Source organism: Enterobacter sp. ku-bf2 (assembly GCF_001742765.1).
GTDB lineage: Bacteria > Pseudomonadota > Gammaproteobacteria > Enterobacterales > Enterobacteriaceae > Enterobacter > Enterobacter quasiroggenkampii.
Genome location: NZ_MDVW01000001.1, coordinates 1,089,805 through 1,113,398, shown reverse-complemented (window position 1 = coordinate 1,113,398; position 23,594 = coordinate 1,089,805). Strand labels below are relative to the sequence as shown.

Here is a 23,594-nt window from a genome sequence, read left to right as displayed (position 1 = left end):
GGTTTTTTTATTAATTTCCTGTTAACTAAATTTTTTCAATTAGTTAACAGGATGAAAAATGAGAATGAGTGTCAAACAGTTACGCGCGTTTTTAGCGGTAGCTCACACTCTGAATTTCGCCCACGCCAGCGAACGGCTGAATCTCTCCCAGCCAGCTCTGAGCCTGACGATTAAAGCCCTGGAGGACGCGCTCGGCGGACCGCTGCTGCAGCGGAGCACGCGCAAGGTCGCGCTGACGCAGGAGGGCGAGACGTTTTTGCCGATGGCGCGGCAACTGCTTGCCGACTGGGATAATGTCGAAGAGGCGATGCACCAGTGCTTTACCCTGCAGCGCGGTAAAATCTCGGTCGCGGCGATGCCGTCGTTTGCCGCGAATGTCCTGCCCGAGGTGCTGAAAGCGTTTCGCGATCGCCATGCCGGGATCAACGTCACCGTGCATGACGTGATTAACGAGCAGGTGATTGAGATGGTGCGGGAAGGGCGGGTCGAGATGGGCATCGCCTTTGAGCCCGCGCCCACGCACAACCTGCTGTTTACCCCGCTGGGTCTCGACCGCTTTGTTGCCATTGTGCCGAAAGATTCCCCGCTGGCGGGCAAAAAGCGCCTGACATGGGAAGCGCTGCTGACGCTGGATTTCATCACCCTGCAGCGCCCGTCGGCGGTGCGTCTGATGATGGAAGAGGAGCTGGCGCGAAGCGGCAGAAAGCTGGACGTCGCGCTTGAAAGTCATCAGCTGGTGACGGTCGGGCGGATGGTCGCAAGCGGGCTGGGCGGCAGCGCCGTACCGGCGCTCTGCAAGACGCAGATGGCGTCGCTGGGCGCGGTCTGTATTCCGCTGGACAGTCCGCCTATTGAAAAGTGTATCGGAGTGATCCATCCCGGGCATACGCAGCTTTCAAAAGCGGCGCATGCCCTGCTGGAAACGCTGAAGGATTTTTATCAGCCCGATTAAGGGACAAGAAACACCTGCGGCGCGGCGTGAGCCGGGTGCCTGCCGACATGAACCTGTGCGCCGTACCAGTGCGCCAGCGCATCGGCCTGCAAAACGGTTTCCGGCTCTCCCAGGGACACGATCCTGCCGCTGTGCAGGAGCAGGAGGCGATCCGCCCACAGCGCTGCCAGGTTGAGGTCGTGCAGCACCGCGCAAACGTGCAGATGTCCCCGGCTGGTCAGGGATTTCAGCAGGCGCAGGAGATGCTGCTGGTGATAGAGATCGAGCGCAGAGGTGGGTTCATCAAGAAACAGCCAGCCGCGCGGCGCACCGTCGCACCAGAGCTGAGCCAGCGCGCGGGCGAGCTGAACGCGCTGCTGCTCGCCGCCGGAGAGCGCGGCAAACTGCCTGCCCGCCAGCGGTAAACAGCCGGTGATGGCCATGACCTCCTCGATCACCGTCGCTTCTGGCGTGCGGGTCCAGGGCGCACGCCCCATACCGACGACCGCCTCAACCGGCCAGTCAAATCCGAGCTGCGTGTTCTGGCGCATCACCGCCCGGTAGCGGGAGAGCTTGTCCTGCGACCAGGCCGCAAGCGGTGTGCCCGCCAGGCTGCACCGTCCGCCCGCAGGTTTAAGGTAGCCGGTAAGCAGCCGCAACAGCGTCGATTTCCCGGCACCGTTGGGGCCAATCAACGCCACCAGCTCGCCCTGAGATAAGGTCAGCGACACGTCGTGAATCAGCGTGCGTTGCCCGGCGCGAAAAACAAGGTTTTCTGCACAATAGCGTTCAGCCATGCGCACCTCCGCGACGAAAGATAAGCCACAGGAACCACGGCGCGCCGAGAAGGCTGGTCAATAAGCCGACCGGCATTTCCGCTGGGGCGACCAGGCTACGCGCCAGCGTATCGGCCACCAGCAGGAGCAGCGCACCGGCCAGCACCGAGCCGGGGAGCGTGGCCCGGTGGTCGGCTCCCAGCCACATGCGCACCAGGTGCGGCACCACCAGGCCGACAAAACCGATCACGCCGCTGACCGCAACGGCGGCAGCCACCAGCAGGGCACTGCACAACAGCAGGATCCGCTGCACGGCGTGAACCTCCACGCCGAGATAGTGCGCCTCTTCATCGCCCAGCTGCAGCAGGTTGAGGGGCCCTGCCAGACGCCAGATCGCCAGCAGGGTGGGGATCATCAGCGACGCGACGGCCAGCAGCGTCGACCACTGCGCCTGGCCGAGGCTGCCCATTCCCCAGAGGGAAAGCTGGCGAAGCTGGGCATCATTGCTGAGCCATGACAGCACGCCGACGGCGGCACCGCACAGGGCGTTGATGGCAATCCCTACCAGCAGCAGGCGCGACAGGGAAGCGTCACGCTGTCGGCTGAGCAGGAAAATCACGACGGTGGCGGCCAGCGCGCCGAGAAACGCCGCCAGCATCGGGGCATACAGCATCACCAGCGCTGGCAGCGAGAGCGGAAGCACCACCCACAGGGCGACGGCAAGCGCCGCGCCGCTGCTGATGCCGAGCAGGCCCGGATCCGCCAGCGGGTTGCGAAACAGCCCCTGCATCACGCAGCCCGCCAGCGCCAGCGAACCGCCGATCGCCAGTGCCAGCAGCACGCGAGGCAGGCGTATCGTCAGCCAGATTTGACGCAGGGCCTCGTCGGTGCCGTTCCACAGCAGGCTGACCGGCAGGCGCAGCGCGCCAATACCGCTGGCCGTCAGCGTCGTGACGATCAGCAGTGCGGCCAGCATCCATAATGACAGGGCGGCTCGCCGGGACATCAGGGCAGTTGCTCCGCTTTGGCACGCAACTCCCGGATGGCTTCCGGCGTTCGCACGCTGAAGCCCAGCAGCGCCATGTCATCAATCGCCAGCACCTGCCTGTTCCGTCCTGCCGGGGTTTGCGCCAGGCCGGGCAGCGTCCACAGATTCGCTTCCCCACCCAGGGCGTTGATGCCGTCCTGCGAAATCACCACCAGATCGGGCCGGCTGGCAATCGTGCCTTCCTGAGACAGCGGCTGATAGCGGGTGAACCCCTGCATCGCGTTCTGCAGCCCCGCCGCACGAATAGCCGCGTCCGCGCCGGTCTGTTGTCCGGCAGCCATAGCGGTCATCCCGCCGTGGTTGAGAATAAACAACACCCGCTTATTGAGCGGTGACGCGGGAAGTGCCGACAGCGCCTGACGCAGCGTGTTGCGCAAGGCTTCCCCCTCGGCCTCGCGGTGCGTCGCTTCAGCGACGATCCGTACCTTTTCGTCAATGACGCTCAGATCGTTACCGGCAGGAATTGCGATGACCCTGACGTGGCTTTGCTCAACCTGCTTGAGCGCCAGAGACGGCTGCGCCTGGGCGCTGGCAAGCACCAGCGTAGGGCGCATGGATAAGATCCCTTCCGCGTTGAGCTGGCGCAGATAGCCCACGTCCGGCAGCGCGGTTGCCGCCTGCGGCCACTGGCTGGTGCTGTCGCGGGCCACGAGGGAAGAAGCCGCGCCGAGGGCGTAGACAATCTCGGTGACGTCGCCGCCGAGCGTGATGATTTTCTCCTGCGGCGCAGCAAACGCCAGCAGGGGCAGGGCGCTGAACAGGGCAAGCCACCGTTTCATGCGGCCAGCCCTTTCGCCGTTAAGGCGTCAATCTGGCTGCGCCACTGGCTCTGCTCCGGCTCGCCTTCCGTACGCTGGCCGTACAGCTGGGCGATTTGCGTCCCGTCGGCGGCAAACAGCTCCAGGCTGGTGACATGCCCGTCCGCGGTCGGTTTGCGCGTGACCCACGTCTCGGCAATCGCGTCTTCAAGCAGGTGCAGGGTAAAGGTTGGGTTGAAGATGTTCAGCCAGCCTTTCATCGGCGCCAGCTTTTCCACCACGCCGGTGAAAATTTGCACGCAGCCGCGGTTGCCGACGAAGACCATGATTTCATTGCCGTCCCGACGCGCCGTCTCCAGCAGCTGCGCCAGCGCGCTGTTCTCTACCCGACAGGCCAGATCGTCCCCCACCAGGCGAAACGCCTGCTGGCGGCTGAGGTTATGACGTTTGAGCAGGCTAAAGAACTGATGCACGTCGGTCATGGCGCGCCACTCTTTGTCCACGAGGGCGGCTTGCGGGCTTTCCGCGTGAGCAGGGGCATCGGGCGCCTTTAACGCCAGCGGTGGATTATCGGCAAAGATAAAACGGGTCAGCACGTCGCCCCAGGCGGAAAGGTCGGTGTTGTCCGTGGCGTAGACCTTCAGCAGGGCATCGCCCTGATCGTCGAAGAACTGAATGCTTTGCCGCTCGCCGCGGGCGGTGGCTTCACTGATGTGAAACGCGCTTGCCCACTGGTTGAGGAACAGGCGCAGATCCAGCGCGCGCGGGTTCAGCACCAGCCCGGCATGGCCGTTCAGGTGCTGGTTGGTGAAGTTCCCGACCTGCTCGTGAACGGCGTAGTCGTTGCGGCAGATACATTTGGTTTCGCCCACCGCCTCCAGCGCGCCCAGGATCTCGCGCATTTCACCGTGCAGTCGCCAGGCGTCGTGTCCTACGCGGGCAAAGGTCAGCTCCGCTTCGCTGATGTTCATTAGCCCTGCAAGGTCGCGCGCGTACTTACCCGGATTTTCTTCTTTTAGCTCAAGCCAGCGTGTGTAGTGATTCATTGTCTCTTCCTTTCAAAGCAATGCCCCGGTCAGCCGGGGCGAAGGGATTACCATTGATAACTGACGAAAATCTTCCCGTTACGGCCGTCCTGCGGAATGCCCTGAGGTGACCAGTACGCTTTGTCGAAGGCGTTGCCGAGTACCAGCGTCGTGGTCACGCCTTTGAGCCGCTCCTGGCCCTTATAGCTGACATAGAAGTCATTGACCGCATAGCCCGGCTGCTCGCTGTAGCTGCTGCTGATATGCGTTGAGCGATCGACAAAGGTGCCAATCCAGCCGACGGAAAATCCGCTCTGTGCCACCGGAATGTCCAGCTTGCTGGTAACGGTATCCGGGTTGATGCTGGAGATGTACTCGCCCGTATCGGTATCTTTCCCGCGCGTGCGGTTGTAGGCCAGGTCGAGGTTGAAGAGGTCGGCAGAGTATTTTGCCATCATGTCCCAGCCCCAGATTTTGGCGTTCGGGACGTTATACGACATGGTGGTTGCCGCCGCGAAATTGACGGTGGTGGAGATATAATCTTTGGCTTTGGTATCGAAATAGCTGGCTTTAAACTCCAGCGCATCGTTGGCAAGCAGCAGATCGTCAAAGCGCAGACCGAAACCAAACTCCTGCGTTTCGTTGGTTTCCGGGCGCAGGTTCGGGTTCGGCACCCAGTAGTTGGTACAGAAGCGGCCAATGGAGAAGTGTTTGGCGTCGTTGTACATCTCACCCATGGTGGGGGCGCGGAACGCCTGCGCGTAAGAGCCAAACAGCATCAGCCAGTCGGTCGGGCTGACGGTCAACCCGGCGCGGGAGGACCATTTATCGGCATCGACATCGTCGTAGCCATTGCTGCTGCCGCGGTAGTTGTCATACCGCGTGCCGCCCAGCAGGGTGACCGGCAGATCGCGCAGGGTAATTTCGTCCTGCAGCCAGCCGGAGCTGAAGTCGATTTTCGCCTCCGGGAAGCCGGTGGTTGCCCCGCCCGGATGCTGCTCCTGACGATAATATTCCCCGCCGTAGGTCAGGAGGTGTGATGCTAAGGTGTCGCTGAACAGGCGGGTGCGGTTTTCCACCTTGCCACCTTTGGTGGTCTGCTTGCGGAACTCACCGCTGTTGTCGATATTCTGGGCATTAATGCGCGCTTCGGACCAGTAGACCTTCGCGTCGGCGTTCAGCCAGTCGTTACCTTCCGGGGCGATGTGATAGCCCACCTGCGCGTCACGCTGAATGGTGGAGCGATCGGTCATCGGGTTACTGCTGTCCGCCCCGGGGGTTTGCGGGTTTTTCGGTTCCTGAGCGTCGTTATTGTAGTAGCGCAGGGAGCCGCTCAGGGTCTGGGCCGGGTCGATTTTCCAGCTGCCTTTCGCCAGCATGTTATTGATGGATTCGTCGTTAGGGGCGGTTGCTCCGTCGCTCTGGCGAATATCACCGCGATCCCGGCTGGACCAGGCCACCAGACCGTCCAGGGTGTCGGTGCGGCCGTAGGCGCTGGCCCCCATGCCGAGACTGTGATCGCCCGTCGCGCCCGTTCCAAACACGCGGTAGCCGCTGTTTTTACCCGGCTCCAGCAGATCTTTTGCATCGGCGGTATCATAGGAAATCACGCCGCCCAGCGCGCCGCTGCCGTACAGCAGGGCCGACGGGCCGCGAACCACTTCGATACGTTTAATCAGCGCCGGATCGAGGAACGTGCTGTTCAGGTGACCGGTGTCGGTGCCCTGACGCACGCCGTCAACCAGCACCAGCACGCCGCGCCGGTCATAGCCGCGCAGGTTCACGTCCTGCCCGTTGGTGCGCCCGGCGCCGTCCAGCGTCAGGCCGGGGACGCTACGCAGCAGGTCGGCCGCCGAGCTGGCGGTTTGCTTCTCCGGCGCGCTGGCGTCAATCACGCTCACCATCATGGGGGCTTCAAAGGCGCTGCGGGCGTTGCCCGTGGCGGTGACGGTAATGTCATCTGTGGCAGCAAACGCCGCGGTCGGCAGGGCGCTGACAATTGCCAGCGTCAGAAGTGACGGGCGTAAAGACGCGGAAGGCAGGTGTGGCATAGCAACTCTCCATTAGAATTGAAAAGCGCTGGCTGCCTGGGGTTTACCTGGGTGGCTGGCGTAGTTTTTTGTGTTGTTTATTTTGTGAGGATCAGTTTTCCGGCATGGGTCTGGCGCAGCAGATAGCGCTGGCCGTCATGCTCGATAATGACCCGGCCCTCATCACCGAGCAGGGTTTTGCTGTCAATCCGACGCTCGATAGGGGCTGGTGCTGTGTCTGTTTTTGCTGGCGTTGCCGCGCTGTTATCCGTACGTGACATAATGTTTATAAATAACAATCAATGTAACAATGATAATCATTATCAATAAACTGCAAATTCACGGCAAGCGTTTTTGTGAAAAAAGGGCGAGAGGATCAATATTGTGCAATGAAAAGCCCGGTGGCGGCTTCGCCATACCGGGCCTACAACGGCAAGAATCGTAGGCCGGGTAAGCGCAGCGCCACCCGGCAGGATGTCAAAAGCGTGTGTCCACGGCTGCTGCGAGTTTCTCCAGCAGCAACTCGCTGTCTTCCCAGCTCAGGCACGGGTCGGTGATCGACTGTCCGTATACCATATGCTGGCCAGCAACGATTTTCTGCGTGCCTTCTTTGATAAAGCTCTCCGCCATAATCCCTGCAACAGCGGTTGAACCGCTGCGGATCTGCTGGCAGATCTCATCGCAAACGTCCAGCTGGCGGCGATGCTGCTTCTGGCAGTTGCCGTGGCTGAAGTCCACCACCAGATGTTCCGGCAGGTCGAACTCGGCCAGGGTTTCACAGGCTGCCGCAATATCTTGTGCATGGTAATTGGGTTTCTTGCCGCCGCGCATAATGATATGCCCGTACGGGTTACCGCTGGTCTGGTAGATGGTCATATGACCGCTCTTGTCCGGCGACAGGAACATGTGGCTGGCACGGGCAGCGCGGATGGCATCAACCGCAATACGGGTATTGCCATCGGTCCCGTTTTTAAAGCCGACCGGACAGGAGAGGGCGGAGGCCATCTCGCGGTGGATTTGGCTTTCGGTGGTGCGTGCGCCAATCGCGCCCCAGCTGATCAGATCGGCGATAAACTGCCCGGTCACCATATCAAGAAACTCGGTGGCGGTCGGCACGCCCAGCTCGTTGACCTGCAAAAGCAGCTTACGTGCCAGCTCGATGCCGTGGTTCACGCGATAGCTGCCGTTCAGGTCAGGGTCGGAAATCAGCCCTTTCCAGCCCACCACGGTCCGCGGTTTTTCAAAGTAGGTTCGCATCACAATCTCAAGGCTGTGCTGATACTTATCCCGCAGGCCCTGAAGCCGTTTTGCATAATCCATCGCGGCATCCAGATCGTGGATGGAGCAGGGACCAATCACCACCAGAAGACGCTTGTCTTCACCATTCAGTATTTTTTCAATGCGGCGGCGGGAGGCCGTCACGTGTTCCGCAACGGCAGCGGAAACAGGATGCCGCTGGGCCAGTTCAGCCGGCGTAACCAGGCTGTCAATGCGCGCAGTGCGGAGTTCATCGGTTTTATTCATGGAATGTCTCAGAAAATTTTTGCTTCATCGGCAGACTACCGGGAAGTGATGGGCATCACCTTAAACCAATCCCTGCTGATTTCAAGTTCGGGGCGACACCGCCCCGTGGTTGCCGATGATGATACCTGAATCTGAGCTAATGTACTAGCATATTAGTACATGCGGCGGTTAAGCCCCATGATGTCGAGAATTTTGGTGGCAATTTCTTCCACAGAGTAGTTGGTGCTGTTCAGCCACGGGATCTGATTTTTGCGGTACAGGGCTTCCACTTCGGAGACCTCCATCCGGCACTGGCGCATGGAGGCGTAACGGCTGTTCTCGCGGCGCTCTTCGCGGATGGCGGCAAGGCGTTCCGGATTAATGGTCAGGCCGAACAGTTTGTGCTGCAGCGGCTTAAGGGCGGCGGGCAGCACCAGGTTATCCATGTCGTCAGCAATAAACGGGTAGTTGGCGGCGCGAATGCCGAACTGCATCGCCAGGTAGAGGCTGGTCGGCGTTTTGCCGCAGCGCGACACGCCAAGCAGGATCACCTGCGCCTGGTCGAGATTACGCAGAGAGATACCGTCGTCGTGCGCGAGGGTGTAATCGATGGCGGCGATACGTGCATCGTACTTGGTCAGGTTGCCGGGGTTCAGCCCGTGGGTACGGTGGGCGATAGGCGTCGGGTCGAGCTTCAGCTCACTTTGCAGCGGAGCCACCAGCGCCTGCACGATATCCTGACAGAAGCCTTCACTCTGCAGAATGATGGCGCGAATCTCGGGGATCACGATGGAGTAGAACACCAGCGGGCGGACGCCGGTCTGCTGGTAAATGGCGTCGATCTGGTCCTTCACCGCTTTGGCGCGGCTCTCATTTTCGACAAACGGCAGCGTAATGCTGTTGATCGATACGGGAAACTGCGACATCACCGCGTGGCCCAGCACCTCGGCGGTGATCGCCGTACCATCAGAAATATAAAAAACGTGACGATCGACAGCACTATCCATTTTACCCACCCTGAATATCAGACGTAATTGTCTGAAAGCATAAATTAAAAAAGTAATTTACACAGCAAAGAACTTATCCTAATTATGAATGAAACGCTGTTTTTGATTTTCCTGAAAAGTGGATTTCATTTTTCAAATAGCAACTTTATTTTTGGGGTTTCTGGCTGAATATAGAGGAATCATCGGGTTAATCGTTGATGGGAAAGTATCCGAAAAGTTGAAATTTTAAATTGCTTACACGATTCACCGTTTTTTTAGCGGAAATAAATATGCCAGTATAAATACGTAGTCAGGTGTTACTTACTCCGATCAAATATCACAAAAGGATTGTTTCGATGTCCAACAATGGCTCGTCACCGCTGGTGCTTTGGTATAACCAACTCGGCATGAATGATGTAGACAGAGTTGGGGGCAAAAATGCCTCCCTGGGTGAAATGATTACAAACCTGTCGGGTATGGGTGTCTCCGTACCGAACGGGTTTGCCACCACCGCCGATGCCTTTAACCTGTTTTTAGACCAGAGCGGTGTTAACCAGCGCATTTACGACCTGCTGGATAAAACGGATATTGATGACGTCACCGAGCTTGCCAAAGCCGGGGCGCAGATCCGCCAGTGGATCATCGACACACCTTTCCAGCCGGAACTGGAAAAAGCCATTCACGACGCATACAACCAGCTCTCTGCTGACGATGCGCAGGCCTCCTTTGCCGTGCGTTCCTCTGCGACCGCGGAAGACATGCCGGACGCCTCGTTTGCCGGGCAGCAGGAAACCTTCCTGAACGTCCAGGGTTACGATGCGGTGCTGGTGGCCGTGAAGCACGTGTTTGCTTCCCTGTTTAACGACCGTGCAATCTCCTATCGCGTGCACCAGGGCTACGACCATCGCGGCGTGGCACTTTCCGCTGGCGTGCAGCGCATGGTGCGCTCGGACGTGGGCTCATCCGGCGTGATGTTCTCCATTGATACCGAATCCGGCTTCGACCAGGTGGTGTTTATCACCTCCGCGTGGGGTCTGGGTGAGATGGTTGTGCAGGGTGCGGTAAACCCTGACGAATTCTACGTTCACAAGCCTACGCTGGCCGCTGGCCGTCCGGCGGTGGTGCGCCGCACCATGGGCTCGAAAAAAATCCGCATGATCTATGCCCCGACCCAGGAGCATGGCAAGCAGGTTAAAATTGAAGACGTACCGCAGGAGCAGCGCGACCGCTTCTCCCTGACCGATGCCGAAGTGCAGGAGCTGGCGAAGCAGGCGGTGCAGATTGAAAAACACTACGGCCGTCCGATGGATATCGAATGGGCGAAAGACGGGAACACCGGCAAGCTGTTTATCGTGCAGGCGCGCCCGGAAACCGTCCGCTCTCGCGGCCAGGTGATGGAGCGTTACACGCTGCACGCCCAGGGCAAAATCGTGGCGGAAGGCCGTGCTATCGGTCACCGCATCGGTGCTGGTCCGGTGAAAGTGATCCACGACATCAGCGAGATGAACCGTATTGAGCCCGGCGACGTGCTGGTGACCGACATGACCGACCCGGACTGGGAACCGATCATGAAGAAAGCGGCGGCTATCGTCACCAACCGCGGTGGCCGTACCTGTCACGCGGCGATCATTGCACGCGAACTGGGTATTCCTGCGGTTGTCGGCTGCGGTGATGCTACCGAGCGCATGAAGGACGGACAGAACGTGACCGTCTCCTGTGCCGAAGGCGATACCGGCTACGTGTATGCCGATATCCTCGACTTCAGCGTGAAGAGCTCCAGCGTGGATACCATGCCGGATCTGCCGCTGAAGATCATGATGAACGTCGGTAACCCAGACCGCGCATTCGACTTCGCCTGCCTGCCAAACGAAGGCGTAGGCCTGGCGCGCCTGGAGTTTATCATCAACCGTATGATCGGCGTTCACCCGCGTGCGCTGCTGGAGTTTGACGACCAGGATCCGAAGCTGCAGAACGAAATCCGCGAGATGATGAAAGGCTACGACTCGCCGAAAGAGTTCTACGTCGGCCGTCTGACCGAAGGGATCGCGACGCTGGGTGCCGCTTTCTATCCGAAACGCGTGATTGTGCGTCTGTCTGACTTTAAGTCTAACGAATACGCCAACCTGGTCGGCGGCGAGCGCTACGAGCCGGAAGAAGAGAACCCGATGCTGGGCTTCCGCGGGGCCGGACGCTACGTGTCCGACAGCTTCCGCGACTGCTTCGCGCTGGAGTGTGAGGCGGTGAAGCGCGTGCGCAACGACATGGGGCTGACCAACGTGGAGATCATGATCCCGTTCGTACGTACCGTGGATCAGGCGAAAGCGGTTGTGGACGAGCTGGCGCGTCAGGGGCTGAAGCGCGGCGAGAACGGGCTGAAGATCATCATGATGTGTGAAATTCCGTCCAACGCCCTGCTGGCCGAGCAGTTCCTGGAGCACTTCGACGGCTTCTCTATCGGTTCGAACGACATGACGCAGCTGACGCTGGGTCTGGACCGCGACTCCGGCGTGGTCTCCGAGCTGTTCGATGAACGTAACGAGGCGGTGAAGGCGTTGCTCTCCCTGTCCATCCGCGCGGCGAAGAAGCAGGGCAAATACGTCGGGATTTGTGGTCAGGGTCCATCCGACCATGAAGACTTCGCTGCCTGGCTGATGGAAGAGGGGATTGATAGCCTGTCCCTGAACCCGGATACGGTGGTGCAAACCTGGCTGAGCCTGGCGGAACTGAACAAGTAACGTCACGCTGACCCGAAAAGGCGAGGATATTATTCCTCGCCTTTTTTATTTCATTTCATATTTGCTCCCCATCACAAATAAAGTAAAAAACCAAATATCATAATTTGTCTGTCAATTTAGACAATTGTTAGCGCGCAACACGTTGCTAATACTTGAGCCTTACTGCGCATTTCCCTTTCAGTGATGCGCAACTGGTTGAAATACGTTTTAACCTGATAAAAAGGCAAATAACAATGACACTCTCCTCTGTATTGCGTACCAAAGATAAAATAGGTTATGGCTTAGGTGATATGGCCAGCGCGCTGGTCTGGCAAACGGCAACCTTATTTCTCGCTTATTTCTATACGGACGTTTTTGGGCTACCCGCCGCAATCATGGGCACCATGTTTTTAGTGGTGCGCGTGGTTGATGCGTTTGTCGACCCGTGCATTGGCGCCCTGGTGGATCGCACCCAGACGCGTCACGGTCGTTTCCGTCCCTGGCTGCTGTGGTTCGCCATTCCGTTTGGCGTAAGCTGCCTCATCACTTTCTATGTACCGGACGTGGGACCGACGGCGAAAATCGTTTATGCCTGTGTGACCTACGCGATCTTAAGCCTGATTTACTCCGCCATTAACGTACCTTACTGCGCCATGCCCGGCGCGCTGACGATGGATCCGCGCGAGCGTCACTCCCTGCAGTCGTGGCGCTTTGGCCTGTCGTTTATCGGCGGGTTGATTGTGACGGTGATTGCCCTGCCGCTGGTCTCGCTGTTAGGCCAGGGCAACGTGCAGAAAGGCTATTTCTATGCCATGAGCCTGATGGGGCTGCTGGGCATTGTGCTCTTTTTCTGCTGTTTCCTCATGACCCGAGAGCGCTATTCGCCGCGCAATGATACCTCCGGCTCGATGCTCACCGATTTAAAACTGCTGGCCGGTAACAGCCAGTGGCGCATTGTTTTCCTGTTTAATATTTTGCTGTTAACGGCGGTGGTAACGCGTGGTTCCGCCACGATGTATTACGTGAACTATGTGCTGTTGCGCCCGGAGCTGGTTTTTGCCTTTATTGTTTCCGGAATGGTCGCCTCCTTAAGCGGCGCATTATTATCTGAACGGCTGCTGGGGAAATTTGACCGCGTGCGCGCCTACCAGTGGACCATTATTTCCTTCGTTATTTTCGGCGCGCTGATTTTCTTCCTGCCGCCTTCGCAGGTGTGGCTGATTTTTGGCCTCAACATCGTCTTTAGCTTTGTGCAAAACCTGACCACGCCGCTGCAGTGGACCATGTTCTCCGATGTGGTCGACTACGAAGAGCATCGCAGCGGCCGCCGCCTTGACGGGCTGGTCTTTTCCACCGCACTGTTTGCCATCAAATTCGGCCTGGCGCTGGGTGGCGCGGTGGTTGGCTGGGTGCTGGGCATGGTGGATTACGCCCCGGGACAGGCAACTCAGGCGCCCCACGTACTCTCTACGATTAACGCGCTGTTCACCCTTATCCCTTGCGCACTGTTCCTTTGCATGGTCGCGCTGCTTGCTATCTACAAGCTCAACAGTCGGCTGGTGGATTCCATCGCCCGGGAGTTGGCCAGCAAGCGTGAGGTGAGACCCGACGCGGGGCAGCTCAGCCCAACAATCCCTTCCGCACTACAGGAGTAAAACATGACAGCTATCTATAAGGACGCGGGACGTCCCGTGCACGAGCGCGTCGCCGATTTACTGGCGCGTATGACCCCGGAAGAGAAGTTCGCCCAGATGCATGCCTACTGGCTGATCCTCGATGAAAACGGCAACCATCGCGAACGCAGCGATCTCAGCGATGAATTCGCTGGCGTGAGCGAGCAGGCTGCGCTGAGCGAACGGCTAAAGCTGGGCGTCGGGCAGATCACCCGTCCGCTGGGTACCCATATCGTTGACGCGAAAACCGGGGTGCGCGCCGCTAACCGCCTGCAGCGCATGATGATGGAAGAGACGCGCCTCGGCATTCCGGCATTGTTCCATGAAGAGTGCCTGGTGGGGCTGCTGTGCAAAGACGCCACCCTGTTCCCGTCGTCGCTGAACTACGGCTCTACCTGGGACCCTGAACTAGTACAGCGCGCGGCAGAGCAGATTGGCAAAGAGGCGCGATCCGTCGGCTGCCAGCAGGGGCTGGCGCCGGTGCTGGACGTTTCCCGCGACGTGCGCTGGGGGCGAACCGAAGAGACCTTCGGGGAAGACCCCTGGCTGGTGGGCGTGATGGCGACCGCCTACGTGAAAGGCTTACAGGGCGATAAGCGCGACCTGCTGGCGACGCTCAAGCACTACGTGGGCCACTCGTTCAGCGAAGGGGCGCGCAACCATGCGCCGGTACATCTGGGCTTTAGCGAACTGAACGACACCTTCCTGCTGCCGTTTGAAATGGCGGTGAAGCTGGCCAATGCCGGGTCGGTGATGCCGGCCTACCACGATATCGACAATCAGCCGGGGCACAGCGACAGCTTCCTGCTGACCACCGTCCTGCGCGAACAGTGGGGCTTCGACGGCATTATTGTCGCGGATTACGGTGGCGTCAGCCTGCTGCACCAGCATCACGGGGTGTCCCACGATGCAGCCGAATCCGCCGCGCTGGCCTTTAACGCCGGGCTGGACGTCGAGTTGCCGAAAGATGACTGTGCGCGCCATCTGGCGGACGCCGTTGAGCGCGGGCTGATTTCTATGACCAGGGTGGATGAGATCGTGGCGCGCGTGCTGACCGAAAAATTCCGCCTGGGCCTGTTTGAAAACCCGTACGCGGATGAAAATGGTATCGATCTGCAAAATGACACCACCCGACAGGTTGCGCGGGAGGTGGCGACGAAATCGGTCACGCTGCTGGAAAACAACGGTATTTTACCGCTCGGCGGTAAGCCTCGCGTGGCGGTGGTGGGGCCGACGGCAGACGATCCGCTGGCGTTGCTCAGTGGCTACAGCTTCCCGGTACATCTGATCATCAGCGATATGGTTGAAGAGACCTCGCAGGTAACGACCCCGCGCGCGGCCCTGGAACATTACCTCGGCGCGTCGCAGGTCCGTTACGCCAAAGGGTGTCACATCATCGAGAAACGGATGGCGGGTGCGCCGGTCTTCCCGGGCGACAGCGGCGGTAAGCCGATGCAGCAGTCGCCGGTCTCGCAAAGCACCGCGCTGATCCCCGAGGCCGTGAACGCGGCGCAGGAGAGTGACGTGGTGGTGGCCTGCGTGGGCGATCTCGCCGGGCTGTTCCAGAGCGGAACCGTGGGGGAAGGTTCCGACACCGACTCCCTGAATCTGCCGGGCGTGCAGCAACAGCTGCTGGAGGCGCTGGTGGCGACGGGCAAACCGGTGATTGTCGTGATGACCGGCGGGCGCCCGTACAACCTTCAGGGGCTGGAGGATAAGATTGCAGCGCTGCTGGTGGCGTGGGCGCCCGGGCAGGAAGGGGGCTGGGCGATCGCGGACGTGCTAACGGGACGCGCTGAGCCGCAGGGGCGTCTGGTGGTGAGCGTGCCGAAAAGCGCCGGTGCGATGCCGTATTACTACAATCACAAGCTCAAAAGCGGCGGCACGCCGTTTGCGTTCCACTTCGGTTCACGTTATCCGTTTGGCTTCGGCCTTGGCTGGACGACGTTTAGCTGGGGGGCTGCCCGCGTAGCTGAAAGCAGCGTGCCGGTCGACGGCGAGGTGACGCTGAGCGTGGATATCACCAATGCCGGGGAACGCAGCGGCAGCGAGGTGGTGCAGGTCTACGTCAGGGATAAGGTCGCCACCCAGGTACGTCCGCTTCAGGAGCTGAAGGCGTTCCAGCGCGTCACGCTCTCGCCGGGCGAAACCGCTACGGTCAGCTTTACGCTACCGGTTGAGATGTTCAACTTTACCCGCCGGGACGGGAAACGTATCGTTGAGCCGGGCGAGTTTGAACTGCAGGTTGGCGCATCGTCGGCGGATATCCGCGCGGCGGTGACGGTTAATGTGACAGGGGAAACGCGGGTGCTGCCTGCTGAGTGGCGGATGCTCAGTACCTGTGAGGTTAAGCGCGGGTAGTCAGGATAAAAAAAAGCCCATCGTGGGAGATGGGCAAAGACTACACACAGCAATTCGTTGTTTCACTCAGGGGATTTCCATGCTTATAAATCAAGGTGTTGATCTATAACCGTGTCCTAATAGTAGGCATGTCATCTTTTAGCGTCGATCGGATTCGTCTCAATAGTTAAAGAGACGTAAAGATTTTTTAAGGTGAATAGCGGACTTAGAGCAAAAAAGGCGGGTCTGACCAGTGCGCAACGAATAAATACTTTAGCAGCGTTAAAGTATTGTGAGGGGGAATGTAGGCCGGGTAAGCGTTAGCGCCACCCGGCAAAAAAACTTAATGCGTGTTCTTCTCTTCCAGCTCTTCCAGTTCGCTCAAAATCACGTCCGGGTCTGTTCCCGGAGGCGGAATTTCATGCACCCAGGCGGAGAACAGACGCCAGGTGACGGCGAGCAATACCGGGCCAATAAACAGGCCTATCATGCCAAAGGCAATCAGTCCGCCAATGACCCCGGAGAGGATCAGGATCAGCGGCAGGTCAGCACCCATGCGGATGAGTATCGGACGAATGACGTTATCCATGGTGCCGACCACGCAGCTCCAGACCAGCAGCACCGTTCCCCACGTGGTATCACCCGTCCAGTACAGCCAGATAATACTAGGGACCAGCACCAGCAGCGGTCCCAGTTGCGCAAGACAGGTCATCAGCATGACCACGGTGAACACGGTAGCGTACGGTACGCCGGAAATCGCCAGACCGATACCGCCCAGCACCGCCTGCACCAGCGCGGTCACCACCACGCCCAGCGCCACCGCGCGCACGGCCTGCGCAGCCAGTAAAACCGCCGCGTCACCCCGTTTGCCCGCCAGGCGGGTGGCGAAGTGACGAACGCCTAAAGCCACCTGCTCGCCGCGCCAGTAGAGCAGGGCGCTGAAGAGCAGCATCAGGGTACAGTGCATCATAAACCGGCCGATATGCGCCGCCTGACCCACAAACCAGGTCGTGGTCGTGCCAATGTACGGGCGGACTTTTGCCATCAGCGCGCTGCCGCCCATCTCCAGCAGGCTATGCCAGCCGCTGTAGAGCTTGGCGCCCACCACCGGAATGCTGTTCAGCCAGGCGAGATCCGGCAGCGTCAGGTCACCGCTGCTAATAGCGCGAATAACGGGGCCACTGGAATCCACCAGGCTATTCACCAGCAGGGCAATCGGAATAATAAACAGCAGGAACAGCAGGAGCGTCATGACCAGCACCGCTAACCCGCGGCGGCCGAACAGCAGCTTCTGTAAACGCAGCAGCAGAGGCCACGTGGCAACGACAACGGTCGCGGCCCAGGCGAAGCCGAGAATAAAGGGTTGAACAATCCACAGACACGCAATAATCATGAGGGCCAGGAACAGCACCGACAGCAAAATTTGCGCAACATCCCTGGGCTGGCGAAGATTGACCATAAATGAAACTTTCCTTAAAAGAACGCCAGCGTGGCTGGCGGGAACGGAAAACCGCGTCTCTCTAATCATTGATGATCTCAGCGGTTTTTGACAGGCGGATTTTGCCTGTAATTCGGCAGAGATTATAAGAAAAAAATGTGATAAAACTTTTAAGATACACGCAAACGATTTCATACAACTCTAATTAGGGTCGACAGTCATGATCCCACAGATTTCTCAGGCACCTGGCGTCGTTCAGCTGGTGCTTAATTTTTTGCAAGCACTGGAGCAACAGGGTTTTACAGGTGATACCGCCACGAACTATGCCGACAGGCTGACGATGGCGACCGATAACAGTATTTACCAGCTTCTTCCCGATGCCGTCGTTTTCCCTCGTTCAACGGCTGACGTGGCGCTTATCGCCCGGCTGGCCACGCAGGAGCGCTTCGCCTCGCTGGTCTTTACGCCGCGCGGCGGCGGCACCGGGACTAATGGTCAGGCGCTGAATCAGGGTATCATTGTTGATATGTCGCGCTATATGAACCGCATCATTGAGATCAACCCGGAAGAGGGGTGGGTGCGGGTCGAAGCGGGCGTTATCAAAGATCAGCTTAACCAGTACCTCAAGCCTTACGGTTACTTTTTTGCTCCGGAGCTTTCCACCAGTAACCGCGCGACCCTCGGCGGGATGATCAACACGGATGCTTCCGGTCAGGGCTCGCTGGTCTACGGCAAAACCTCCGATCACGTGCTGGGCGTGCGTGCCGTTCTGCTGGGCGGTGATATTCTCGATACGCAGCCGATGCCGGTCGAACTGGCGGAAACGCTGGGCAAAGATAACACGGCCAGCGGACGCATCTATCGTACCGTGCTGGAGCGCTGCCGCGACAACCGCCAGCTTATTCTCGATAAGTTCCCCAAACTGAACCGCTTCCTGACCGGGTACGACCTGCGTCACGTCTTTAACGACGACCTGACCCAGTTTGATTTAACCCGCGTGCTCACCGGCTCCGAAGGGACGCTGGCGTTTATCACCGAGGCGCGGCTGGATATCACCCGCTTGCCGAAGGTGCGTCGGCTGGTGAACGTCAAATATGACTCCTTCGATTCCGCGCTGCGCAATGCGCCGTTTATGGTGGAAGCGAAAGCGCTGTCGGTGGAAACGGTTGACTCCAAAGTGCTCAACCTGGCGCGGGAAGATATTGTCTGGCACTCCGTCAGCGATCTCATTACCGACGTGCCGGATAAAGAGATGCTCGGTCTTAACATCGTGGAATTTGCCGGCGACGATGCGGCGCTGATTGAGAGCCAGGTCACCACGCTCTGCCAGCGGCTGGATGAGCTGATTGCGCAGGGCGAAGGCGGCGTGATCGGCTGGCAGCTCTGTAACGATCTGGCCGGGATTGAGCGTATCTATGCGATGCGTAAAAAAGCCGTGGGCCTACTCGGCAATGCGAAAGGGGCGGCGAAGCCGATTCCCTTTGCCGAAGATACCTGCGTGCCGCCTGAGCATCTGGCGGATTATATCGTCGAGTTTCGCGCCCTGCTGGACAGCCACGGCCTGAGCTACGGCATGTTCGGCCACGTCGATGCCGGGGTACTGCACGTGCGTCCGGCGCTGGATATGTGCGACCCGCAGCAGGAGATCCTGATGAAGCAGATCTCCGACGATGTGGTGGCCTTAACCGCCAAATATGGCGGTCTGCTCTGGGGAGAGCACGGGAAAGGATTCCGCGCGGAATACAGCCCGGCATTCTTCGGTGAACAGCTCTATGCGGAGCTGCGCAAGGTGAAGGCGGCGTTTGACCCGCATAACCGCCTCAACCCGGGCAAAATCTGCCCGCCTGAAGGCGTGGACGCGCCAATGATGCAGGTGGATGCCGTCAAGCGCGGCACGTACGACAGACAGATCCCGATTGCCGTGCGCTCCTCCTGGCGCGGCGCGATGGAGTGTAACGGCAATGGCCTGTGCTTTAACTTTGATGTGAAAAGCCCGATGTGTCCGTCGATGAAAATCACCAGCAACCGTATCCACTCGCCAAAGGGGCGGGCGACGCTGGTGCGTGAATGGCTGCGTCTGCTGGCCGATCGCGGGGTTGACCCGCTCAGGCTGGAGCAGCAGCTTCCGGAAAAACGGGCCAGCCTGCGCTCGTTGATTGAACGCACCCGCAACAGCTGGCATGCCAACAAGGGCGAGTATGATTTCTCCCATGAGGTGAAGGAGGCGATGTCCGGCTGTCTGGCCTGTAAAGCCTGCTCAACCCAATGCCCGATTAAAATCGACGTGCCGGAATTCCGCTCGCGCTTCCTGCAGCTGTATCACACCCGCTACCTCCGCCCGGTGCGCGACCATCTGGTGGCGACGGTGGAAAGCTACGCGCCGCTGATGGCGCGTGCGCCGAAGACCTTCAACTTCTTTATCAACCAGCCGCTGGTGCGCAAGCTCTCCGAAAAACATATCGGCATGGTCGATCTGCCGCTGCTGTCGGTGCCGTCTCTGCAGCGCCAGCTCGTCGGGCATCGCTCGGCGAACATGACCCTGGAGCAGCTGGAGGCACTCACGCCTGAGCAAAAAGCGAAGGTGGTGCTGGTGGTGCAGGATCCGTTTACCAGCTACTACGATGCCCAGGTGGTGGCGGATTTCATCCGCCTGACCGAAAAGCTGGGGTATCAGCCGGTGGTCCTGCCGTTCTCACCCAACGGTAAGGCGCAGCACATTAAAGGCTTCCTGACGCGCTTTGCGAAGACCGCGCAGAAAACATCTGACTTCTTAAACCGCGTGGCGCAACTCGCGATACCGATGGTCGGCGTCGACCCGGCGCTGGTGCTGTGCTATCGCGATGAATACAAGCAGACGCTAGGCGACAAGCGCGGTGATTTCCACGTCATGCTGGTGCACGAGTGGCTGCCGATGGCCCTGGAAGGCAAAGCTGTTCAGGATGTCAGCGGCGAACCGTGGTATCTGTTCGGACACTGCACGGAAGTCACCGCGCTGCCGGGCGCCCCCGCGCAGTGGGCCTCCGTTTTTGCCCGCTTTGGCGCGAAGCTGGAGAGCGTCAGCGTGGGCTGCTGCGGCATGGCCGGCACGTACGGACACGAAGTGAAAAACCACGCCAACTCGCTCGGCATCTATGAGCTGTCCTGGCATCAGGCGATGCAGCGTTTGCCGCGAAACCGCTGTCTGGCGACGGGCTACTCCTGTCGAAGCCAGGTGAAACGGGTAGAAGGTAACGGTGTACGTCACCCATTGCAGGCTTTACTGGAGATAATTGGATGATCTGGAAACGTGCCGTGACGCTGCAGGCGCTGAACGCCATGGGCGAGGGGAATATGGTGGGGCTGCTGGACATCCAGTTCACCCGCATTGGCGACGATGATATCGAGGCCACCATGCCCGTCGATCGTCGCACACATCAGCCGTTTGGTTTATTGCACGGCGGGGCGTCCGTCGTGCTGGCCGAAACCCTGGGCTCGGTGGCGGGATATCTCTGTACCGAAGGGGAGCAGAAGGTGGTCGGACTCGAGGTGAATGCTAACCATATCCGCTCGGTACGCAGCGGGCGCGTGCGCGGAGTTTGCCGCGCGCTGCACGCCGGTAGCCGCCATCAGGTATGGCAGATTGACATTCTCGACGAGCAGGATCGCCTGTGCTGCTCGTCGCGGCTGACGACGGCGGTCGTGTAAAGTTTTCAGATGTTTTGCCTTTGGTCAAAAACTAGTCAATGGGTTGTGATATACTGGTCAGGTTTTGTACATAAGCGAGGACATCATGGATACTGAAATAACCCCAACACAGCTGGCAATTGAATATTTACGTCGCGATAAGAGCAATCTGTCCCCGGCGCAGTACCTGAAAAAGCTGAAACAGCTTGAGCTGGAATTTACAGATTTGCTGGCGCTCTCTTCGAATGAGCTGAAAGAAGAGATCTACTTTGCCTGGCGGTTGGGCGTTCACGTCCATTGAGAGAGTAATGTTGAAAAGGCCGCAAGAGCGGCCTTTTTTGTGTCTGACGTTCAGTATTTAGCGGGGAGCTTGTTGATTTTAATAAGCCTGCCTTCTTCCATTTCGATAAATCCGCCGGTTTTTAAATCCGCCAGAATGCGCATCACGCCGCTGCGGGAGAGCTGGGTTTTCTCCCTGATATACCTTTCCGCCGTCACGCTGCCGCGATAGCTCTCATCTTCATCCATCAGTTTTATGAGCTGCTGGCGAATCATCTCATACGCCGTGGGCGCGCCCTGCGGCATCACGTTGTTATAAAGACGGCTATAGACATACACGAGCTGTTGAGAGAGCAGCCCCCAAAGCCCTTTTTCTTTAATAATGTCAGCTACCTGTTCAGTAGGGATACTGCCAATCAGGCAAGGGCTCACCGTTATGAGGTAATCATTAAAATAGATGTCTGTCAGGTTAGCCAGACCAAACAGGGTAGGGCTGCGGGAGGTAGAAAGCATCATGTTATCGCTGCTGCGGTAGATGGCAATCGTTCCCTCAAGGATTAAATAACAGATCCCCTGACCGTCAACCTCAAGGTTAAGTCGTTCGCCGCGGCCCGTTCGACGCACGGTGCAATAGGGCTCCAGATGCGCGATCAGTTCCTGGGCGTAAGGGGAACCGCGAGACGATTTATCTGTATAGGACATAGCCGTAAACCTGGAAGATAATCTTATGCTTATAGTTTCGCTCTTCTCTCGCGCTATCTCCAGATATTATTGTGATTTCAGTACTTCCGAGGTAAATGGTTAATCTCAATCAGCACGCCACGTTCCATGGTGATGTATTTCCCCGTACGCAGTTCTGCCAGAATCCGCATAATCCCGCTGCGGGAAAGATAGGTACGGCTCTTAATATAGGCCGCTGCGGTGATGTTTTGTCTAATTGTCTCAGGTTCCTGCATTAATTCAACCAGCTGAAAGCGGATGATATCGTATGCGGACATCTGTGAAATTTGCGCGCAGTGCTCGTACACCCGCGATGCAGTATAAATCAGCACTTTAGAAAAGTGTTCCCAGAGATCGTGCTGTGCAACCACTTTATTAAACGCATCCAGCGACACGCAAGCGAGTTCTGATGTCTCCAGTGCCCTGACGTAAAGATGTTCCGATGAAAACTGACTGCTGACACCCAGTATAAAGGGAGCCGATTCCGAATTTAACACAATACCGTCGCCGCGGCGGTGCAATGCCACGCTGCCGTGTAACAGCATAAAACAGTGGCGTTCGTCATTTCGGTAATACTGTACGACTTCACTTTTCGAAAGAATGATCTTCTCTGCGCCAGGAAGGACATTATCAATTAAACGCTCTATGTGTCTTAAGGGTTTTAATCCCAGCACCAACGATTTCTCATTGTCTAATACGGCTGCAATTCGCGTGTTCATAATATACCTCACGTCAACAGATGCGATCGTTTTCCAATCGACATGGAGAATTATCTTAAAAAGCTGCGAAGCAGGGAATAACACTCAAAAGTCTAATAATAGACCGGAGGTGTTGAGAATCTTAACGTTATGAATTTTATCGTTAAACGGTGAAGGTCTAAAAGTAGACTGGCGATAAAACACGCAATCAAAATGTTTATTATTTGTTAAACCCCAGTCTACAGCTAGACCTGAAAAAAGATTGTTTCGTAGAAAAGTGTTGTATAAATTTTGACTCGTCGACAGAAACACAAATCTGAAACGCTCGACACGATGAGAGCTATATTTTGTTTCTGATGGCCTCTGAAAAAGAATGGCAGAATGAGGAACGTCTGTTTTGCCTGAATATCAGTAATAAATAAAGTAATACAGGAATGGCTTTATGAAAAAGAAAATTATTGTTGCCATCTTTACGGCAGGCTCTGCATTGACAATGACTCAGGCTTTCGCGGCGGCAGGTACGATTAATTTTAACGGTAATATTTTGGATAATGCCTGCGATGTAGATGTGGCATCTCAGAATCAGGTCGTGGTTCTCGGCGATTATTATAAAACAGAATTTCCGACAACGGGTTCCAGAACCGCAGCGACGCAGTTCGATATCGTACTGAAAAACTGCCCGGTGACCGTTACCTCCGCGAAGGTGCGTTTTGACGGCACGCCAGATTTAACCGACGGAAACCTGCTGGCGATTGATTCCTCCGTTGTGGGAGCTGCAACGGGCGTGGCCATCAACCTGATGACGGCCGATAAGGCCGATCTGCCGCTGCATGGTAGCAACAGCTATTCCTATGTGCTGAGCAGCACCGCTGATAATACGCTCAATTTCTATGCTCAGTATATTTCAACTGCGGCATCAGTGACCGCGGGCCCGGCTAACTCGGTTGCTAACTTCTCTGTGGTTTATAACTAAGTCTTTTGCAGTAATCAGTATGGGGCCACCCGGCCCCTT

At 57.9% G+C, this 23,594-nt stretch carries 19 protein-coding genes and 1 other RNA gene; 8 read left to right on the top strand and 12 right to left on the bottom strand.

The genetic code is table 11. The annotated features are described in order from the left end of the window. Window positions 1-58: 58 nt before the first annotated feature. Complete coding sequence (locus BFG58_RS05295; RefSeq protein WP_032645461.1) at window positions 59-952, top strand: LysR family transcriptional regulator; 894 nt, start codon at window positions 59-61, stop codon at window positions 950-952. On the opposite strand, the gene BFG58_RS05290 is transcribed toward BFG58_RS05295, so the two are convergent. From BFG58_RS05290 to ppsR, 8 genes are all read right to left on the bottom strand, one after another. Further along, window positions 949-1,728, bottom strand: a complete 780-nt coding sequence (locus tag BFG58_RS05290) for a heme ABC transporter ATP-binding protein (RefSeq protein ID WP_069719407.1) — start codon at window positions 1,726-1,728, stop codon at window positions 949-951. The two genes, BFG58_RS05295 and BFG58_RS05290, sit on opposite strands and share 4 nt — an antisense overlap. Further along, window positions 1,721-2,713 carry an iron ABC transporter permease gene (locus BFG58_RS05285; protein WP_069719406.1) on the bottom strand — a complete coding sequence of 331 codons (993 nt, stop codon included), beginning with the start codon at window positions 2,711-2,713 and terminating at the stop codon, window positions 1,721-1,723. The genes BFG58_RS05290 and BFG58_RS05285 overlap by 8 nt, the downstream gene beginning before the upstream one ends. Then, window positions 2,713-3,534 (bottom strand): hemin ABC transporter substrate-binding protein, encoded by an 822-nt coding sequence (locus BFG58_RS05280; RefSeq protein ID WP_063621424.1) that lies wholly within the window; start codon window positions 3,532-3,534, stop codon window positions 2,713-2,715. The genes BFG58_RS05285 and BFG58_RS05280 overlap by 1 nt, the downstream gene beginning before the upstream one ends. After that, the gene (gene chuS, locus BFG58_RS05275) at window positions 3,531-4,559 is read right to left on the bottom strand and encodes a hematinate-forming heme oxygenase ChuS (RefSeq protein ID WP_069719405.1); all 1,029 of its coding nucleotides are present in this window, start codon (window positions 4,557-4,559) and stop codon (window positions 3,531-3,533) included. The genes BFG58_RS05280 and chuS overlap by 4 nt, the downstream gene beginning before the upstream one ends. A gap of 47 nt (window positions 4,560-4,606) precedes the next feature. Continuing rightward, window positions 4,607-6,589 carry a TonB-dependent hemoglobin/transferrin/lactoferrin family receptor gene (locus BFG58_RS05270; protein WP_069719404.1) on the bottom strand — a complete coding sequence of 661 codons (1,983 nt, stop codon included), beginning with the start codon at window positions 6,587-6,589 and terminating at the stop codon, window positions 4,607-4,609. A 77-nt stretch (window positions 6,590-6,666) separates the two neighbouring features. Then, window positions 6,667-6,849 (bottom strand): hemin uptake protein HemP, encoded by a 183-nt coding sequence (gene hemP, locus BFG58_RS05265; RefSeq protein ID WP_045910279.1) that lies wholly within the window; start codon window positions 6,847-6,849, stop codon window positions 6,667-6,669. Between the two features lie 196 nt (window positions 6,850-7,045). Beyond that, window positions 7,046-8,092, bottom strand: coding sequence for a 3-deoxy-7-phosphoheptulonate synthase AroH (gene aroH, locus BFG58_RS05260; protein WP_069719403.1), 1,047 nt, complete (start codon window positions 8,090-8,092; stop codon window positions 7,046-7,048). Window positions 8,093-8,244: 152 nt separating this feature from the next. Beyond that, window positions 8,245-9,078 carry a posphoenolpyruvate synthetase regulatory kinase/phosphorylase PpsR gene (ppsR, locus tag BFG58_RS05255; RefSeq protein WP_008500644.1) on the bottom strand — a complete coding sequence of 278 codons (834 nt, stop codon included), beginning with the start codon at window positions 9,076-9,078 and terminating at the stop codon, window positions 8,245-8,247. A gap of 335 nt (window positions 9,079-9,413) precedes the next feature. Here ppsR and ppsA point away from each other — a divergent pair, with 335 nt between their 5' ends. The 3 genes from ppsA to BFG58_RS05240 all read left to right on the top strand — a co-directional run bounded on the left by ppsA (window position 9,414) and on the right by BFG58_RS05240 (window position 15,805). Continuing rightward, on the top strand, window positions 9,414-11,792 hold the full coding sequence (gene ppsA / locus BFG58_RS05250; protein ID WP_045910280.1) for a phosphoenolpyruvate synthase: 2,379 nt from the start codon (window positions 9,414-9,416) through the stop codon (window positions 11,790-11,792). 233 nt (window positions 11,793-12,025) lie between these two features. After that, the gene (locus tag BFG58_RS05245) at window positions 12,026-13,426 is read left to right on the top strand and encodes an MFS transporter (RefSeq protein ID WP_069719402.1); all 1,401 of its coding nucleotides are present in this window, start codon (window positions 12,026-12,028) and stop codon (window positions 13,424-13,426) included. Window positions 13,427-13,429: 3 nt separating this feature from the next. Beyond that, a complete protein-coding gene (locus BFG58_RS05240) occupies window positions 13,430-15,805 on the top strand; it encodes a glycoside hydrolase family 3 N-terminal domain-containing protein (protein ID WP_069719401.1) in 2,376 nt (791 codons plus the stop codon). Window positions 15,806-15,810: 5 nt separating this feature from the next. Here the strand turns inward: BFG58_RS05240 and rprA are convergent. After that, window positions 15,811-15,918: antisense sRNA RprA (rprA, locus tag BFG58_RS05235), an RNA gene on the bottom strand. Between the two features lie 209 nt (window positions 15,919-16,127). Next, window positions 16,128-17,243, bottom strand: a complete 1,116-nt coding sequence (ydiK, locus tag BFG58_RS05230) for an AI-2E family transporter YdiK (RefSeq protein WP_045910283.1) — start codon at window positions 17,241-17,243, stop codon at window positions 16,128-16,130. 199 nt (window positions 17,244-17,442) lie between these two features. On the opposite strand from ydiK, the gene BFG58_RS05225 reads away from it, so the two are divergent. From BFG58_RS05225 to BFG58_RS05215, 3 genes are all read left to right on the top strand, one after another. Continuing rightward, entirely contained in the window at window positions 17,443-20,499 is a 3,057-nt protein-coding gene (locus BFG58_RS05225) for an FAD-binding and (Fe-S)-binding domain-containing protein (RefSeq protein WP_069719400.1), read from the top strand. Next, window positions 20,496-20,906 carry a 1,4-dihydroxy-2-naphthoyl-CoA hydrolase gene (gene menI / locus BFG58_RS05220; RefSeq protein ID WP_021241102.1) on the top strand — a complete coding sequence of 137 codons (411 nt, stop codon included), beginning with the start codon at window positions 20,496-20,498 and terminating at the stop codon, window positions 20,904-20,906. The genes BFG58_RS05225 and menI overlap by 4 nt, the downstream gene beginning before the upstream one ends. Before the next feature lie 85 nt (window positions 20,907-20,991). Then, window positions 20,992-21,186 carry a YdiH family protein gene (locus BFG58_RS05215; RefSeq protein ID WP_003857766.1) on the top strand — a complete coding sequence of 65 codons (195 nt, stop codon included), beginning with the start codon at window positions 20,992-20,994 and terminating at the stop codon, window positions 21,184-21,186. A gap of 50 nt (window positions 21,187-21,236) precedes the next feature. Here the strand turns inward: BFG58_RS05215 and BFG58_RS05210 are convergent, their stop codons facing one another. Together BFG58_RS05210 and BFG58_RS05205 are read right to left on the bottom strand one after the other, a co-directional pair. After that, the gene (locus BFG58_RS05210; RefSeq protein WP_069719399.1) at window positions 21,237-21,866 is read right to left on the bottom strand and encodes a helix-turn-helix domain-containing protein; all 630 of its coding nucleotides are present in this window, start codon (window positions 21,864-21,866) and stop codon (window positions 21,237-21,239) included. A 77-nt stretch (window positions 21,867-21,943) separates the two neighbouring features. Then, window positions 21,944-22,603 carry a winged helix-turn-helix transcriptional regulator gene (locus tag BFG58_RS05205; protein ID WP_069719398.1) on the bottom strand — a complete coding sequence of 220 codons (660 nt, stop codon included), beginning with the start codon at window positions 22,601-22,603 and terminating at the stop codon, window positions 21,944-21,946. 421 nt (window positions 22,604-23,024) lie between these two features. Here BFG58_RS05205 and BFG58_RS05200 point away from each other — a divergent pair, with 421 nt between their 5' ends. Continuing rightward, on the top strand, window positions 23,025-23,555 hold the full coding sequence (locus BFG58_RS05200; protein WP_048222693.1) for a fimbrial protein: 531 nt from the start codon (window positions 23,025-23,027) through the stop codon (window positions 23,553-23,555). Window positions 23,556-23,594: the final 39 nt, after the last annotated feature.